This is a genomic window from Candidatus Saccharibacteria bacterium oral taxon 488 (genome assembly GCA_010202645.1).
GTDB lineage: Bacteria > Patescibacteriota > Saccharimonadia > Saccharimonadales > Saccharimonadaceae > Nanosynbacter.
Genome location: CP047920.1, coordinates 431,078 through 444,592, shown reverse-complemented (window position 1 = coordinate 444,592; position 13,515 = coordinate 431,078). Strand labels below are relative to the sequence as shown.

At 50.3% G+C, this 13,515-nt stretch carries 24 protein-coding genes; 23 read left to right on the top strand and 1 reads right to left on the bottom strand.

Features of this window, described 5'->3' with window-relative positions; genetic code table 11:
• Window positions 1-115 precede the first annotated feature (115 nt).
• From rpsL to GWK77_02390, 23 genes are all read left to right on the top strand, one after another.
• Window positions 116-529 carry a 30S ribosomal protein S12 gene (rpsL, locus tag GWK77_02500; protein ID QHU93038.1) on the top strand — a complete coding sequence of 138 codons (414 nt, stop codon included), beginning with the start codon at window positions 116-118 and terminating at the stop codon, window positions 527-529.
• Between the two features lie 2 nt (window positions 530-531).
• Window positions 532-1,011 (top strand): 30S ribosomal protein S7, encoded by a 480-nt coding sequence (gene rpsG / locus GWK77_02495; protein QHU93037.1) that lies wholly within the window; start codon window positions 532-534, stop codon window positions 1,009-1,011.
• Between the two features lie 80 nt (window positions 1,012-1,091).
• Window positions 1,092-1,586, top strand: coding sequence for a YajQ family cyclic di-GMP-binding protein (locus tag GWK77_02490; protein QHU93036.1), 495 nt, complete (start codon window positions 1,092-1,094; stop codon window positions 1,584-1,586).
• A gap of 63 nt (window positions 1,587-1,649) precedes the next feature.
• Window positions 1,650-2,561, top strand: coding sequence for a hypothetical protein (locus tag GWK77_02485; GenBank protein QHU93035.1), 912 nt, complete (start codon window positions 1,650-1,652; stop codon window positions 2,559-2,561).
• Between the two features lie 123 nt (window positions 2,562-2,684).
• Complete coding sequence (gene fusA / locus GWK77_02480; GenBank protein ID QHU93034.1) at window positions 2,685-4,772, top strand: elongation factor G; 2,088 nt, start codon at window positions 2,685-2,687, stop codon at window positions 4,770-4,772.
• Window positions 4,773-4,916: 144 nt separating this feature from the next.
• The gene (locus tag GWK77_02475; protein ID QHU93033.1) at window positions 4,917-5,168 is read left to right on the top strand and encodes a hypothetical protein; all 252 of its coding nucleotides are present in this window, start codon (window positions 4,917-4,919) and stop codon (window positions 5,166-5,168) included.
• A gap of 255 nt (window positions 5,169-5,423) precedes the next feature.
• A complete protein-coding gene (gene rplC, locus GWK77_02470) occupies window positions 5,424-6,038 on the top strand; it encodes a 50S ribosomal protein L3 (protein QHU93032.1) in 615 nt (204 codons plus the stop codon).
• Window positions 6,038-6,637: a 50S ribosomal protein L4 gene (gene rplD, locus GWK77_02465; protein ID QHU93031.1), complete on the top strand. Its 600-nt coding sequence runs from the start codon at window positions 6,038-6,040 to the stop codon at window positions 6,635-6,637. The genes rplC and rplD overlap by 1 nt, the downstream gene beginning before the upstream one ends.
• Window position 6,638: 1 nt before the next feature.
• Window positions 6,639-6,959, top strand: coding sequence for a 50S ribosomal protein L23 (gene rplW, locus GWK77_02460; GenBank protein ID QHU93030.1), 321 nt, complete (start codon window positions 6,639-6,641; stop codon window positions 6,957-6,959).
• Entirely contained in the window at window positions 6,959-7,798 is an 840-nt protein-coding gene (gene rplB / locus GWK77_02455) for a 50S ribosomal protein L2 (GenBank protein ID QHU93029.1), read from the top strand. The genes rplW and rplB overlap by 1 nt, the downstream gene beginning before the upstream one ends.
• A gap of 4 nt (window positions 7,799-7,802) precedes the next feature.
• Window positions 7,803-8,201, top strand: coding sequence for a hypothetical protein (locus GWK77_02450; protein QHU93028.1), 399 nt, complete (start codon window positions 7,803-7,805; stop codon window positions 8,199-8,201).
• A complete protein-coding gene (gene rpsS / locus GWK77_02445) occupies window positions 8,198-8,464 on the top strand; it encodes a 30S ribosomal protein S19 (GenBank protein QHU93027.1) in 267 nt (88 codons plus the stop codon). The genes GWK77_02450 and rpsS overlap by 4 nt, the downstream gene beginning before the upstream one ends.
• Before the next feature lie 2 nt (window positions 8,465-8,466).
• Complete coding sequence (gene rplV, locus GWK77_02440; GenBank protein QHU93026.1) at window positions 8,467-8,931, top strand: 50S ribosomal protein L22; 465 nt, start codon at window positions 8,467-8,469, stop codon at window positions 8,929-8,931.
• Entirely contained in the window at window positions 8,932-9,567 is a 636-nt protein-coding gene (rpsC, locus tag GWK77_02435; GenBank protein QHU93025.1) for a 30S ribosomal protein S3, read from the top strand.
• The gene (rplP, locus tag GWK77_02430; protein QHU93024.1) at window positions 9,568-9,981 is read left to right on the top strand and encodes a 50S ribosomal protein L16; all 414 of its coding nucleotides are present in this window, start codon (window positions 9,568-9,570) and stop codon (window positions 9,979-9,981) included.
• The gene (gene rpmC / locus GWK77_02425; GenBank protein QHU93023.1) at window positions 9,981-10,187 is read left to right on the top strand and encodes a 50S ribosomal protein L29; all 207 of its coding nucleotides are present in this window, start codon (window positions 9,981-9,983) and stop codon (window positions 10,185-10,187) included. The genes rplP and rpmC overlap by 1 nt, the downstream gene beginning before the upstream one ends.
• On the top strand, window positions 10,187-10,498 hold the full coding sequence (gene rpsQ / locus GWK77_02420; protein QHU93022.1) for a 30S ribosomal protein S17: 312 nt from the start codon (window positions 10,187-10,189) through the stop codon (window positions 10,496-10,498). The genes rpmC and rpsQ overlap by 1 nt, the downstream gene beginning before the upstream one ends.
• Complete coding sequence (rplN, locus tag GWK77_02415; GenBank protein QHU93021.1) at window positions 10,495-10,863, top strand: 50S ribosomal protein L14; 369 nt, start codon at window positions 10,495-10,497, stop codon at window positions 10,861-10,863. The genes rpsQ and rplN overlap by 4 nt, the downstream gene beginning before the upstream one ends.
• Window positions 10,863-11,183: a 50S ribosomal protein L24 gene (rplX, locus tag GWK77_02410; GenBank protein QHU93020.1), complete on the top strand. Its 321-nt coding sequence runs from the start codon at window positions 10,863-10,865 to the stop codon at window positions 11,181-11,183. The genes rplN and rplX overlap by 1 nt, the downstream gene beginning before the upstream one ends.
• Window positions 11,183-11,767 carry a 50S ribosomal protein L5 gene (rplE, locus tag GWK77_02405; protein ID QHU93019.1) on the top strand — a complete coding sequence of 195 codons (585 nt, stop codon included), beginning with the start codon at window positions 11,183-11,185 and terminating at the stop codon, window positions 11,765-11,767. The genes rplX and rplE overlap by 1 nt, the downstream gene beginning before the upstream one ends.
• Window positions 11,767-12,036, top strand: coding sequence for a 30S ribosomal protein S14 (gene rpsN, locus GWK77_02400; protein ID QHU93018.1), 270 nt, complete (start codon window positions 11,767-11,769; stop codon window positions 12,034-12,036). The genes rplE and rpsN overlap by 1 nt, the downstream gene beginning before the upstream one ends.
• Window positions 12,037-12,056: 20 nt before the next feature.
• Complete coding sequence (gene rpsH / locus GWK77_02395; GenBank protein QHU93017.1) at window positions 12,057-12,458, top strand: 30S ribosomal protein S8; 402 nt, start codon at window positions 12,057-12,059, stop codon at window positions 12,456-12,458.
• 90 nt (window positions 12,459-12,548) lie between these two features.
• The gene (locus GWK77_02390; GenBank protein ID QHU93016.1) at window positions 12,549-13,061 is read left to right on the top strand and encodes an RDD family protein; all 513 of its coding nucleotides are present in this window, start codon (window positions 12,549-12,551) and stop codon (window positions 13,059-13,061) included.
• Between the two features lie 41 nt (window positions 13,062-13,102).
• Here the strand turns inward: GWK77_02390 and GWK77_02385 are convergent, their stop codons facing one another.
• Window positions 13,103-13,462 (bottom strand): hypothetical protein, encoded by a 360-nt coding sequence (locus GWK77_02385; protein ID QHU93015.1) that lies wholly within the window; start codon window positions 13,460-13,462, stop codon window positions 13,103-13,105.
• Window positions 13,463-13,515: the final 53 nt, after the last annotated feature.

Sequence of the window (13,515 nt, the reverse complement as noted above, 5' to 3'; positions counted from 1 at the left end):
ATCCAAGCCGTAGGCGCTAAGAGAAGCTGGTTTTTGCGTGTCAATGCCGCGCCAGCCCGCTAGAGCCATTAGGCGAATATCGCCAGTATTAGTAAATCAACCAAGGAGAAATTGGATGCCAACAATCAACCAATTGGTGCGCAAGCCGCGCCAAACGGCCAAGAAAAAGTCCAAGTCGCCAGCACTGGGTCGCATTCATAACGCCCTGAAAACGCGTTACTACGACCAAAATGCACCGCTCAAGCGTGGTGTGTGCGTGCGCGTGACGACCAAGACACCAAAGAAACCAAACTCAGCTTTGCGTAAAGTTGCCCGCGTGAAACTAAACAACGGCTACGAAGTCTGGGCCTACATCGGTGGTGAGGGTCACAACTTGCAGGAGCACGCTGTGGTCTTGATCCGTGGTGGTCGTGTGCCTGATCTTCCAGGTGTGCGTTATCACATCGTCCGTGGCGCGTTGGACCTCCAGGGTGTCAACAACCGCAAGCGGGGCCGTTCGAAGTACGGTACTAAGAAAGGGGATAAGTAATCATGCCTCGTAAAGTTACCAAGAAACTACAACGCCAATTGCAACCTGATCGCCGCTACCAAAGCGTGCTGGTGCAGCGCTTGATCAACAAATCAATGCTGGACGGCAAAAAGTTGGCGGCTGAGCGGGCTGTTTACACCGCTCTGGAAACTGCTGCCAAGAAACTGGATTCAGAAGATCCGCTGGCAGTGTTTGAAAAAGCATTGAAAAACGTCAGTCCAAACTTTGAGGTGAAGAGCCGCCGCGTCGGTGGTGCCAACTACCAGATTCCGTTCCCAGTTCAGGGACACCGGCAGCTACACTACGCGTTTAGCTGGCTGGTACAATCAGCCCGCGCTCGCAGCGGTATGCCATACTCACAGCGTTTGGCGCTAGAAATCGTTGACGCCTACAACGAAGCTGGTGCTGCCTTCAAGAAGAAGGAAGACACCCACAAGATGGCCGAAGCCAACCGCGCCTTTGCGCACTTTGCTCGCGGCTAATTGTCGGGAAAATGTAAACTCAGAAATCGCTCTGGAAAACGGGCGATTTTTGTTATAATGGAGAAAACGAGGAGGGGTAAATGGCAAGTTTTTCATTTGATATCGTGTCAGAAATTGACAAAGCTGAGATGAACAACGTATTCATGCAGGCGGAAAAAGAGATCCAGGGGCGGTATGATTTTAAGGGGACGAGTGCTGCGATTGACTGGCTGGATGATAAAAAGGGTCTGAAACTCACCGGCGATAACGACTGGCAGGTTGATGCGGTGCTGGATATCGTGCGCAAGAAACTGGCGGCTCGGGGTCAGTCGAGCAAAGTCCTCGATCTCACCAAAGAAAAAGTCACCTCAAATCTCAAAACCACGTGGGAAATTCCCTTCAAACAGGGTCTCGATCAGCCGACCGCCAAGCGCATCGCTGCCGACATTCGCACCAACGCGCCAAAAGCCAAGCCACAAATCCAAGGCGACCTCGTTCGCGTCACTTCCGCCTCGAAAGACGAGTTGCAAAAAGTCATTAGCCTGATGCGTGAGAATGATTATGACACGCCGCTGCAGTGCGTGAATTATCGCTAAGAGTGGATCGTCGTTTTACGGTTATGGTTGCGTCAGTTGGCTTTTACGCCGTATGATTAAGAGATGATGACTGAATCTAGCCCGTCTGCCGCTCCACTGCCCGAGAACCTTGCGTTACTCAATGAGGCTGTTTTCAATCAGCAAGTTGCCACTATTCTCCGTCTGGCTCGAGAACGAACGGCCGACATTCAAAAGCTCAATCCTAATCAGTATCCAGAAGCTACGGCACAGATTAACCGAGAACTATTTGCTGGGTTTATAGGCCAGCTGATGACGGTAAGCGGATGGGTACAACAATACACTAAAAACGGAGCAGAATACGTATATATTGAAGATCATAAACTCCAGTGTGTCGGTTGTCTGATTGTCGCGAACAAGTCTGATCCAGAAATCGCACTTGGTGGTCTTGGCGTAACACCAGGGGATACCACGACTCAATATGTTGTTCCGCTGGATGTCCTTATCCAGTTTCCGCAGCTGATGGATGTCGAACAGGCCAAGGCTATTTTACAGCTGTACACGCCTGAAGTCCTTGATTATTTGAATAATATACGACCAGTTGATCCAAATAATAATTGTATCGACTCAGCTCGGATGATTAAGGAGCTAGCAGATGTTCCGATTAATGAAATTCCTTTTGGGCGATTGTCAAATAGAGACCTCGATCAAGTGATTAAGGCGATAAACATTCACTGCAAGGTACTGGCTTCGCTTGATCCATATATGCCGTATGACGTTACGTATATGGGCCTCGCTTTTCGCAACGAGGGGTGGGTTGGATTAGAGGCGAAAGGTGCGATGTATGTGCAGTCTGTCTCCCTAGAGGCTATCACGGATCCCGAAGGCTACAATTCTTTGGTGATGATGGTGCGTGCAACGCTCCTTGGTCGGTCTGACGCTCAAAACAAAGATTATCTACTAGTAGCCAAGGGAATACAATGGATTCAATCAGGTCGTAGTCAAATTCCGCGGTAAGATGAGGCTCATTCACAAAACGCCAATCGTCTGCTATAATACAGCTCAAGCGTAGTTTTTTGGTGCGTCAAAATAGCTCCGGAGAATCTCGAACAATAACCATTTTTAACAAAGGAAAGAAGAATGGCAGCAAACGTTCCATTACAAAACTTTAGAAATATCGGTATTATTGCCCATATTGACGCCGGTAAAACGACGACAACTGAGGGTATTTTGTACCGCACTGGCTTAACGCATAAAATTGGCGTGGTTAAAGGCGACGGCGACGGTGCCACCACTGACTGGATGGCGCAGGAAAAGGAGCGCGGTATTACCATCACCTCGGCGGCGGTGACCTGTTTCTGGAAAGACCACAAGATTAATATCATTGACACGCCAGGACACATCGACTTTACTGCTGAAGTGGAGCGTTCGCTGCGTGTGCTCGACGGTGCGGTGACGGTGTTTGATGGCAAGATGGGCGTTGAGGCACAGTCCGAGACGGTGTGGCGCCAGGCTAACAAATACGGCGTGCCGCGCATTTGTTTCGTTAACAAGATCAATCAGACCGGCGGCGACTTTTGGAAATCGCTGGAGTCAATTCACAACCGCCTCAGTAAGCAAGCCTTTCCAATTCACATCCCGATTGGTTTTGAAAAGACCATCAACGGTGTGGTTGACCTGGTCGACATGAAGGCCTACACCTACGATGATTACACTGATCATGAGCTAAAGGTCGGCGAGATCCCAGCTGATATGTTGGAGAAGGCGAAGAATGCTCGCGCCCTGCTAGTGGAGAATGCCGTTGAAGCTGACGATGAATTGATGATGAAGTTCCTCGACCAAGGTGAAGAGGCAATTACCATTGATGAACTGAAAATGGCGCTACGCAAGCGCGTGCTGGCTGGCGACTTCTACCTAGTGACCGGCGGTGATGGTCGCGGTGTCATCGTCGAGAAGGTGCTTGACCTCATGGTTGACTACCTGCCAAGCCCGCTGGACGTTGACGAAATTTGGGGTAAAAATCCAAAGACTGGCGACGAAGTGAGCCGCAAGCCGTCGGACAAAGAACCGCTCTCAGCCCTGGCGTTTAAGATTGCTGCCGATCCGTTTGTCGGTAAATTGATTTTCGTACGCGTGTATTCTGGCGTGCTGAATTCAGGCAGCTACGTCCTGAACACCACCACTGGCGATAAGGAGCGTATCGGCCGTATCGTGCGCATGCATGCTGACAAGCGCGAGGATATCGACAAGATTTCTGCCGGCGACATTGCCGCTGTAGTTGGCTTAAAGAACACTGGTACAGGTAATACCTTGACCGATCCGGCACATCCAATTGCCCTAGAGTCAATTGAGTTCCCAGAACCGCCAGTATCCATAGCCGTTGAGCCGAAATCAAAGGCTGACCAGGAAAAAATGGCGCTGGCTTTGCAGCGTTTGGCTGAGGAAGACCCAACCTTCCGCATCCACACTGACGAAGAGACTGGTCAGACCATCATGTCAGGAATGGGTGAGTTGCACCTGGACATTCTGATCGACCGCATGAAGCGCGAGTTCAAGGTTGAAGCGAACATCGGCGAGCCGCAAGTAGCCTTCCGCGAGTCAATCAAGGGCCGCGCCGAAGTCCAAGGTAAGCACGCCAAGCAGTCCGGCGGCCGCGGTCAGTACGGTGATGTCTGGGTGCGATTTGAGCCGAATGAGGCTGGCAAGGGCTTTGAATTTATCGACGAGATCAAGGGTGGTGTGGTTCCTCAGGAGTATCGCCCAGCTGTCATGAAGGGCATCAAGGAAACCCTGGAAGGCGGTGTTATCGCTGGCTATCCAGTGGTTGATGTTAAAGCGACGTTGTACGATGGTTCGTACCACGATGTCGACTCCTCAGAACTAGCCTTTTCATTGGCAGGTTCATTAGCGGCTCGTGAAGGTATTAAGCAAGCAACCCCAATTCTGCTCGAACCAGTCATGAAGGTTGAAGTGACGACCCCAGAAGAGTTTATGGGCGATATCATCGGCGACCTTAACTCACGCCGCGGTCGTATTGATGCCATGGAAGACTTGATGGGCGGTGCTAAGTTGATCAAGGCTTTCGTGCCGCTAGCAAACATGTTTGGCTATACCTCGGACATCCGCTCGATGTCACAGGGCCGTGCTGCATCAACCATGGAGCTCGCGCAGTACGAGGAAGTACCACCAAACGTAGCGCAGGAGATTATCGAGAAGCGCAACAAATAAACCAGCAATGCCACAATGCCAAGACAAGGGTTATCGATTGAGTTTATTATCATTCTACAGCCCTTGTCTTTTGTTTGTATCTACTGGCGCGGTGAGCCGGGGGTCTTATTTGACAAATATAGTCATGTATGATAGTATTTGGATATGGGTAAAAAGATCAGACAAGAGCAAAGCGACAGAGTAAAAGAAATGCTAGGAATAGCAGATATTAATGAGGTTTTCGACCACACCATTATGAAGATTGTTGATAAGACTCAACGCACAATCGAGACTCCTACAGGGCTAGATGAGGTGGGCAAAGCAGCTAGAGAACAAGCTCTTCGCACGTCAGCAGCGTATGCGATATTGTTAGTTGAAAAGCGGCGCATTCGGTTTTTAGAAGAGAAGGGGATCTGATAAGATTATTCCGCAGGTGAGAATATTATAATATCCACTCGAGTAAAGCCTACTCGGGTGGATGTTTCGTTATGTTGTTGCCCCGCTCGGCGATCTATGCTATAATTGCCAAGTAATTTCTATTACGCGTAATATCAACTGTTCTCCTTGATGAATGAGCAGGTCTGGCTATAGTTGAAGTGTTTGTCATGAACACCTCACTCAGAACCCAGAAACCGCACGTCATCAGGAGTATTTAAGTGGGAGTGAGGAAAAGTGAAAACACTTCTCGGTACCAAACTTGGTATGACCCAGCTCTTGGCTGAAGACGGCAAAGCCATTCCGGTAACGCTGATCCAAGCCGGCCCTGTCACCGTGACTCAGGTGAAGACTGTCGAAACCGACGGTTACAATGCGGTGCAGGTCGCTTATGGAGAGGGTAAGAACCTGAGCAAGGCCGTGGCTGGACACGTCAAGCCAGCCCAAGTGACCCCGAAGCACATTCGGGAATTCCGCGTCGACGAGATCCCTGAAGGTCTCAAAGTTGGCGATGAAATCAACGTTTCCGCGTTCGAAGTCGGCGATTCTGTCGATGCGACCGGAACCAGCAAAGGTAAAGGTTTCGCTGGAACCATTAAACGCCACAACTTTAAGCGTCACCGCAAGACGCATGGTGGTAAAGGTAATACTCGTAAGCCAGGTTCAATTGGCTCGATGTATCCACAAAAAGTGTTCAAGGGTAAGACGATGGCTGGCCATATGGGTCACGAGCGTGTTACGGTCAAGAACCTGGAAGTGGCATATGTTGATCCAGAGACCAATCTGATCGGGGTGAAGGGCGCTGTCCCTGGGCCGCGAAAAGGGCTGATCATTTTAGGAGGTAACAAGTAATGGCTGAATCAACCAAACTTCCTAAAGACATTTTCGCTGTTGAAGTGCCAAACCACGAACTGTTGAAATTGGCATACGATAGCTATCTGGCGGGCGCCCGCCTAGCAAGTGCAACCACCAAGCAGCGTGGTGAAGTTTCCGGTGGTGGTAAAAAGCCATGGAAGCAAAAGGGAACTGGTCGAGCACGTTTCGGTTCAACCCGTAACCCAATTTGGCGCGGTGGTGGTGTGGTCTTTGGACCACGCGGCAACGAAAACTACACCAAAAAATTGTCTAAAACCGCCAAGAAAGTGGCAATTCGCCAAGCCTTGACGGTAGCCAATGAAGCGAAGAAGATCGTCGTCAAAGACATCAAGACGACTGGCAAGACCAAAGAGGTCGCCACCTTCCTAGCTGATAACAAGTTTGAGCGCCGCGTGCTGATCGTCGTTGACGAAAAGACGCCAGAATTGATGCGTGCCACAAACAACATTCAGAACGTATTGGTGATTCGTGCGAGCTACCTCAGCGTCTACCATATTCTGAATGCGGATACCATTGTCATGACCCCGAAAGCTCTGCCAGTAATTACTGAGTGGCTGAGTAAGGAGGAAGCGTAATATGAAACAGATGACAATTATCCCACGCATCAGCGAGAAAGCCTATGCACAGAGCGCCAACGGCGTGTACGTGTTCCGCGTTCCGCTGAACCTGAATAAAAACGAGATCAAAGCAGCAGTTGAATCGCAATTTGACGTCACCGTTCTGAAGGTGAAAACCTTGGTCCAAGACGGCAAAGCTGTGCGTTTCTCACGAGGCAAAAACCGCTATCCTGGCACGACTACGCGCAAGGATTGGAAGAAGGCTTACGTGACGCTGAAAGATGGCGATAAGCTCGATGTGTTTGACGCAGTAGAGCAGCAGATGGAGGAGACCAAGTAATGCCAGTGAAAGCTTACAATCCAACCACTCCTGCTCGTCGCGGCATGACGAGTCAGGACTTGTCGGATATCACGACAAGAAAACCGCTCAAAAGTCTGACCAAAGCCAAAAAGCAAAATGCCGGCCGCAACAACCAAGGCCGCATCACCGTGCGTCATCGCGGCGGTGGCGTTCGCCGTCACTACCGTTTGGTGAACCACAATTTGCCGGCTGGTCTGACACTGACGATTGAAGAAATTGAGTACGATCCAAACCGCTCAGCACGCATCGCTCGGGTGAAAGATCAGTACAATTTGTACCACTACGTGTTGGCCGACACCTCGATGGTCAAGGGCAAGACGATTCAGACTGGTGAGGAAGCGCCAATCGAGGCTTCAAACCGCCTGCCACTAGCTGCTATTCCTGTTGGTACGATGATTTATGCTATTGAGCTGACTGCCGGCAAAGGTGCGCAAATGGTTCGCGCCGCTGGCGCCAAAGCTCAGTTGATGGCCAAAGAAGGCAATTACGCAACTATCAAATTGCCATCTGGTGAAGTTCGCAAAGTTCGCTTGGAAGCAACCGCTGCCATTGGTACAGTCGGTAACGTCCAGCACCAGAACGTCAAGATCGGTTCAGCTGGTCGCCGCCGCCGCAAGGGTATTCGCCCAACGGTTCGCGGTGTCGTCATGAACGCTGCAGATCACCCGCATGGTGGTGGTGACGGTGGTCGCCACGGTACTGGTAAAGCACCACGTACCCCATGGGGTCAGTTGACGCTGGGTTATCGAACTCGCCGCCGCAAAGGCTCAAATAAATTAATCGTACGCACGCGTCACGACGCGAAGAGGAAGAGGTAGGGCTATGGATATCGAGAAACTTCCCAAAACTGATATGTGGCAAACAAGGGATAGCCACAAAATTACCTATACGCCAGAAGAAATAGCTGCAATCCAGGAAGCTCTGAAACCCAAGTATGACAGTGATCGACACAAACTCCTGAGGACTATCGGCGCGTGTGCGGTTGTGGAAAATCCAGATCTAGCCCAGGTTAGTTCAACAGACCTGGGCCGGGGTTATGCTAAAGCGCTCGAAGATGAGGGTCCGCTTAGCGCAGATACTGTAGATGAAGTGGATTTTGGTATATATAGCGGCGCGTATGAGGTAACAGAAATACTCAGATGGACTAAGCAAAGCCCCGAGGTACGCCGGGCGCTATTAAAAGCTTTGTCACGCCAAGAAAGCGAAGGAGACGCTGAATGAGTCGTTCATTAAAGAAAGGTCCATTCGTCGATGTGAAGCTTGCGAAAAAAGTCGCTGCTCTCAGCCTTGACGATCGAACCGTTATCAAAACGTGGGCGCGCGCTTCGACCATCACCCCAGAAATGGTCGGTCGAACGATTGCTGTCTACAACGGTAAGATGCACGTACCTGTGCTGATTACCGAAAACATGGTTGGCCACAAACTCGGTGAGTTTAGCCCAACTCGTAAGTTCCGTAAGCACGGCGGAAAGGATAAGAAGTAATCATGGCTGATACAACTTATACTGTTCGCGCTTACGCCAAAGGTGTTGACCAAACACCACGTAAGGTCAGCTTAGTGGCTGCACTAGTACGCGGCCGCACCGTTGCTGATGCATTGGTTATCTTGGAGCACGTGCCAAAACGTGCTGCTTTGCCAGTCAAAAAGGCAATCGACAGTGCCAAGGCAAACGCCATCAACAATCACGGTTTGGACGCTAAAAGCTTGGTGATTACCACCTTGAGCGTTACCACTGGTACGCGCCTGCGCCGCTTTAAGCCAGCATCGCGCGGCCGTGCGTTGCCATTCCAGAAAAAGACGTCAAACATTTTGGTTGAAGTAACTGGTACTGAGAAGCCAAAGAAAGCGCCTGCGAAAAAACCAGAGACCAAGGCCAAGGCAGAGACCAAACCTGCCAAGCCTGCAGCGAAGAAAGCCGCCGAAACCACGGCAAAAAAGGAGGAGAAGTAAATGGGTCAAAAAGTGAATCCAATCAACTTCCGCCTACAAGTTCACAAGAACTGGAGCTCTCGTTGGTTTACGGCCAATAAGAAAGAGTTTGCGGAGGCAATTCGCCAGGATCACGAAATCCGCGAATTGATTGAGAAGAAATTTGCCTCACGCCCAACCATCAATCGCATTGAGATTGAGCGGAGTGCCAACCTGATCACGGTAACTATTCACACGGCGAAAGCTGGTGTGGTGATCGGCCGTGGCGGTGCTGGCGTGAATGAATTGAAAAAGCAAGTTGAGAAGATTGTCGGTCAGGCAGTTCGCATCAACATTGAAGAAGTGCGCCGACCGGAACTAGCAGCCAAATTGGTGGCAGAAAACATCGCTCGCCAATTGGAGCGCCGCATCAACTTCCGCCGCGCAACCAAAATGACCGCGCAAAACACCATGAGTGCTGGTGCTAAAGGTATCCGCATTGAGGTGGCTGGTCGTTTGAACGGTGCTGAAATGGCACGCCGCGAGAAGGTGATTGAAGGCTCAGTGCCACTGCACACCCTTCGCGCTGATATTGACTTCCACTGTGCTCGCGCCCAGACACCAGCTGGTATCATCGGCGTGAAAGTGTGGATTTATAAGGGAGAAAGGAGTCGCTAAATGCTGTTACCGAAAAAGACTAAATATCGCAAAGTGCGCATCGGTAAAAACCGTGGTCGAGCAGCCCGTGGTAATTACATCGCGTTCGGCGACTTTGCACTGCAATCACAATCAAACGAGCGCATCAACTCCCGCCAAATCGAGTCTGCTCGTCAGGCAATGACCCGCTACATCAAGCGTGGTGGTAAGATTTGGATCCGGATTTTCCCACACACCCCAGTTACTCGCAAGCCACTTGGTTTGAAGATGGGTGGTGGTAAGGGTAATCCAGAGTTCTTTGTTGCCAAGGTCAAGGCCGGCACGGTAATGTTTGAAATGCAGGGCGTTTCAGAGGAAGTCGCTCGTGAGGCAATGCGCCTGGCGAGCCACAAACTACCAGTCAAATGTAAGTTCATCAAGCGGGAGGACGCATAATGGCTGAAACAAAGAAAACTGCAAAGGCAGCAGTTGTAAAGACCGTTGACGATTTGAAGAAGGAACTCGCCGAAAAGCGACATGACCTGCTTCAAGCAAAACGTTCTCACGCTGCTGGCGAATTAGTTAATCCAAAAGCGCTGCGTTCACTCCGCAAGGACATCGCACGCCTGCTGACACAACTTAACGAAAAGGAGAGCAAGTAATGGCCCGACGAACATTGATTGGCGTCGTAACGAGTGCCAAGCGCGACAAGACCATCACTGTGACGGTCACCAGCCGCGAAACGCATCCGCTCTACGGCAAACAGTACACCGTGACTCGCAAATACACTGCTCATGACGAGACCAATGAGGCAGGCGAAGGCGACAAGGTGCAAATCGAAGAGACTCGCCCAATTTCCAAGACCAAGAGCTTTACCCTGGTCAAGGTGATCGAGAAGTCTCGCGGTTCTATCAAGCTAAAGGCTGAAGTTTCTGGCGAAACTGAGGAAGAGACCAAGGAGGATGACAAATGATCCAACAAGAATCTCGCCTCAAGGTAGCTGACAACTCGGGTGCCAAAGAAGTGTTGTGCATCCGCGTCCTCGGTGGTACCCGCCGCCGCTACGCTCGCGTTGGTGACGTGATCGTCTGTTCAGTCAAGGACGCCAGTCCAACCGGCAATGTCAAAAAGAAATCTGTCGTCAAAGCTGTGGTAGTTCGCACCCGCGACCAAATCCACCGCAAAGACGGCTCAACCATTTGCTTTGATGACAACGCCGTGGTGATTATCAACGATGACAAGCAGCCAAAGGCTACCCGCGTCTTCGGCCCAGTACCTAGGGAACTACGCGACATGGGCTACATGAAGATCATCAGCCTGGCTCCGGAGGTACTCTAATGGCTCGTATTCACAAAGATGACACCGTAAAAATCATCGCTGGCAAAAACAAAGGTACGACTGGTAAAGTCCTGAAAGTTAACACCAAAGATCAGACTGTTCTGGTCGAAGGTGTTGGTGTCGGACACCGCCACGTCAAACCAAGCCAGTACAATCCAAAAGGCGGCAAGAAAGATATCCACGTACCGATGGACATCAGTAAAGTCGCGCTGGTTGTTGACGAAAAGTCAGGCAAAACCAGCCGGGTTGGTTTAGTAAAGAACGCTGACGGCGGCAAAACTCGCGTCGCTCGCCAAGCAAAAAATAAGGAGATCAAATAATGGCAGAGAAGAAAACCGTCGTGCCAGCTCCTCGCTTGAAAGCCTTGTACCAGGAGAAATACCTGAAGGAACTGCAAGCCGAACTAGATCTAAAGAACGTGCACCAAGTGCCAGCTTTGGAAAAGATCATCGTGAGCGTTGGCACCGGCAAGAAGAAAGATGACAAGCGTCACTTTGAAATTGTCAAAAACACCGTTGAGAAAATCACCGGTCAGGCACCAGTTGCCCGCCAAGCAAAGAAGTCAATCGCTGGCTTTAGCATCCGTAAAGGTATGGGTGCGCCAATCGGCGTGAGCGTCACGCTACGTGGGGCTCGGATGTACGAGTTCATGGATCGTTTGATCAACGTGGCACTGCCTCGCGTGCGTGACTTCCACGGTGTTGGCCTGAAGTTTGACAAAGGTGGTAACTACAACCTGGGTATCATTGAGCAGTCAATTTTCCCAGAACTGACGTTCGAGGAAACGCAGATTTTGCACGGGTTGCAGGTAACATTTGTCATCAAGAACGGCAGCAAGGAAGCATCAAAAGCCTTGCTGGAGAAATTTGGCATGCCGTTTGAGAAGAAAGGAGGCGTCAGGTAATGGCTAAGAAATCAATGATTGCGCGCGACAAAAAACGTCTGAAAATGATAGCTAAGTTCGCAGCCAAACGCGCTAAATTGAAAGAACTTGGCGACCTCATAGGTCTGCAGAAACTGCCTCGCAACTCGAGCCCAACTCGGCACAAGAACCGCGATAGCATTTCCGGCCGTCCACGTGGTTATATGCGCCAGTTTGGCCTGAGCCGCATCAATTTCCGCGAAAAAGCAGCCAAGGGTGAAATCCCAGGCATAACAAAGAGTAGTTGGTAAGAAGGAAAGGAGATTCGACCATGTCTATGCAAACTACAGACCCAATCGCCGACCTTCTGACGCGCATTCGCAATGCGAAACTGGTTGGCAAGACGGAAGTTCGTGTTCCGTCCAGCAAGATGAAAAAAGTTATCGCTGAGCAATTAGTCAAAAACGGCTACCTCGCAGATGTTAAATTAGAAGATGCCAAGCCTCGCGGTGTGCTGGTCGTGACTATCAACGAAGAGGGTACTAACAGCACCATCAACGAGATCACCCGCGTGTCAAAGCCAGGTCGTCGTGTTTACGTCGGCGCTAGCGAAATTCCAAAGGTGAAAAGCGGCCGCGGTTTGGTACTCATCTCAACTTCAAAAGGTGTCATGACTGGCGCCGAGGCAGCCAAGGCAAAACTTGGTGGTGAGTTGTTGTTGAAGGTGTACTAAATTACGCTTTGTCGGCAAAGGAAAGCGCTCGGGGAAAATAATCTCCGAGCGCTTTTTGCATGCCCAAACTACTTCCGTTATAATGCAGCTATGCAGCAGAATAACCCCATCCCATTCACCGCCCGAATCAAAGAATTATGTATTGACTGGCTGGTCATCAGCGCTTATCTACTCTGTCTTTTTGCCGTGTCGATAGCCTGCTATTTTATAACGCTTGGTGGTATCCCGACCTTTTCTGAGTTGCACAGTCAACTCATCGCTACGTTTGCATCAGTTTTGGTTGTCGTCGTACTATTTACCTATCTCGACTTCAAGGGTGGCAGCATTGGCAAGCGCGCCGCTGGATTGGAAATTTATTTTACACATAGAAGCTTTAGCCGCAGTCTCGTTCGTAATAGTATCAAATTCTTTCCTTGGCAAATCGGACATATGGCCGTCATCCATGGAGTGTATACCGAGTTCGATACAATGAGTATTGTATTGTCAATTGTCTCCTGTACTCTCTTGGTCATCATGTTCTTGATGGGCACCATGCGCCGCGACCGGCGACACCTTGGGGATATGCTGGCAGGGACACAGGTGCAATTAGCAAAACATAAATAGAGTTAGCTGTGCTATATTCGCTGCTGTTTTATGCGGACAGGTTACGGCCCTAGTAACACAGACAGCAGGGCAATTAAAAATATGCAGACAGGCAATGCGAGCGGCATTACCCGTTTTGGGCCGGCCAGATCCTTTCGCCTCGTGGCAAAATGTATAGCAAATATTAGCGCGCACAAAGGACCAAGCGGCACGGCAAGCATTGATAGGTTGACGATACCAGATTGGAGTGGTGAATTACGATAGATACCGAAGAGCCCATCAAGAAGCGTGGCGCCTGATACGTTAATTAAAATGATGGCAATCACCATTGGTGCGATAAAGACACTAAAGGCAACCCCGGTCGCTTGCTGCCACGTCAAACGGTCGACAAATCGAGCCTTATGTCTAGAATCCTTATCCATGATGATATTACTATAGCACACGGTGGAGGATTCTTGTGTCTCCAGTGCGGAAG

What these genes read in the sequence shown, in the direction of transcription:
- fusA (QHU93034.1), top strand. Translation starts at nt 2,685, where the DNA reads ATGGCAGCAAACGTTCCATTACAAAACTTTAGAAATATCGGTATTATT.
- rplW (QHU93030.1), top strand. Translation starts at nt 6,639, where the DNA reads ATGAAACAGATGACAATTATCCCACGCATCAGCGAGAAAGCCTATGCA.
- rplX (QHU93020.1), top strand. Translation starts at nt 10,863, where the DNA reads ATGGCTCGTATTCACAAAGATGACACCGTAAAAATCATCGCTGGCAAA.
- rplD (QHU93031.1), top strand. Translation starts at nt 6,038, where the DNA reads ATGGCTGAATCAACCAAACTTCCTAAAGACATTTTCGCTGTTGAAGTG.
- rpsG (QHU93037.1), top strand. Translation starts at nt 532, where the DNA reads ATGCCTCGTAAAGTTACCAAGAAACTACAACGCCAATTGCAACCTGAT.
- rplN (QHU93021.1), top strand. Translation starts at nt 10,495, where the DNA reads ATGATCCAACAAGAATCTCGCCTCAAGGTAGCTGACAACTCGGGTGCC.
- rplB (QHU93029.1), top strand. Translation starts at nt 6,959, where the DNA reads ATGCCAGTGAAAGCTTACAATCCAACCACTCCTGCTCGTCGCGGCATG.
- GWK77_02475 (QHU93033.1), top strand. Translation starts at nt 4,917, where the DNA reads ATGGGTAAAAAGATCAGACAAGAGCAAAGCGACAGAGTAAAAGAAATG.
- GWK77_02385 (QHU93015.1), bottom strand. Translation starts at nt 13,462, where the DNA reads ATGGATAAGGATTCTAGACATAAGGCTCGATTTGTCGACCGTTTGACG.
- GWK77_02450 (QHU93028.1), top strand. Translation starts at nt 7,803, where the DNA reads ATGGATATCGAGAAACTTCCCAAAACTGATATGTGGCAAACAAGGGAT.
- GWK77_02490 (QHU93036.1), top strand. Translation starts at nt 1,092, where the DNA reads ATGGCAAGTTTTTCATTTGATATCGTGTCAGAAATTGACAAAGCTGAG.
- rplP (QHU93024.1), top strand. Translation starts at nt 9,568, where the DNA reads ATGCTGTTACCGAAAAAGACTAAATATCGCAAAGTGCGCATCGGTAAA.
- rpsN (QHU93018.1), top strand. Translation starts at nt 11,767, where the DNA reads ATGGCTAAGAAATCAATGATTGCGCGCGACAAAAAACGTCTGAAAATG.
- rpsC (QHU93025.1), top strand. Translation starts at nt 8,932, where the DNA reads ATGGGTCAAAAAGTGAATCCAATCAACTTCCGCCTACAAGTTCACAAG.
- rpmC (QHU93023.1), top strand. Translation starts at nt 9,981, where the DNA reads ATGGCTGAAACAAAGAAAACTGCAAAGGCAGCAGTTGTAAAGACCGTT.
- GWK77_02485 (QHU93035.1), top strand. Translation starts at nt 1,650, where the DNA reads ATGATGACTGAATCTAGCCCGTCTGCCGCTCCACTGCCCGAGAACCTT.
- rpsQ (QHU93022.1), top strand. Translation starts at nt 10,187, where the DNA reads ATGGCCCGACGAACATTGATTGGCGTCGTAACGAGTGCCAAGCGCGAC.
- rplV (QHU93026.1), top strand. Translation starts at nt 8,467, where the DNA reads ATGGCTGATACAACTTATACTGTTCGCGCTTACGCCAAAGGTGTTGAC.
- GWK77_02390 (QHU93016.1), top strand. Translation starts at nt 12,549, where the DNA reads ATGCAGCAGAATAACCCCATCCCATTCACCGCCCGAATCAAAGAATTA.
- rpsH (QHU93017.1), top strand. Translation starts at nt 12,057, where the DNA reads ATGTCTATGCAAACTACAGACCCAATCGCCGACCTTCTGACGCGCATT.
- rpsL (QHU93038.1), top strand. Translation starts at nt 116, where the DNA reads ATGCCAACAATCAACCAATTGGTGCGCAAGCCGCGCCAAACGGCCAAG.
- rplE (QHU93019.1), top strand. Translation starts at nt 11,183, where the DNA reads ATGGCAGAGAAGAAAACCGTCGTGCCAGCTCCTCGCTTGAAAGCCTTG.
- rpsS (QHU93027.1), top strand. Translation starts at nt 8,198, where the DNA reads ATGAGTCGTTCATTAAAGAAAGGTCCATTCGTCGATGTGAAGCTTGCG.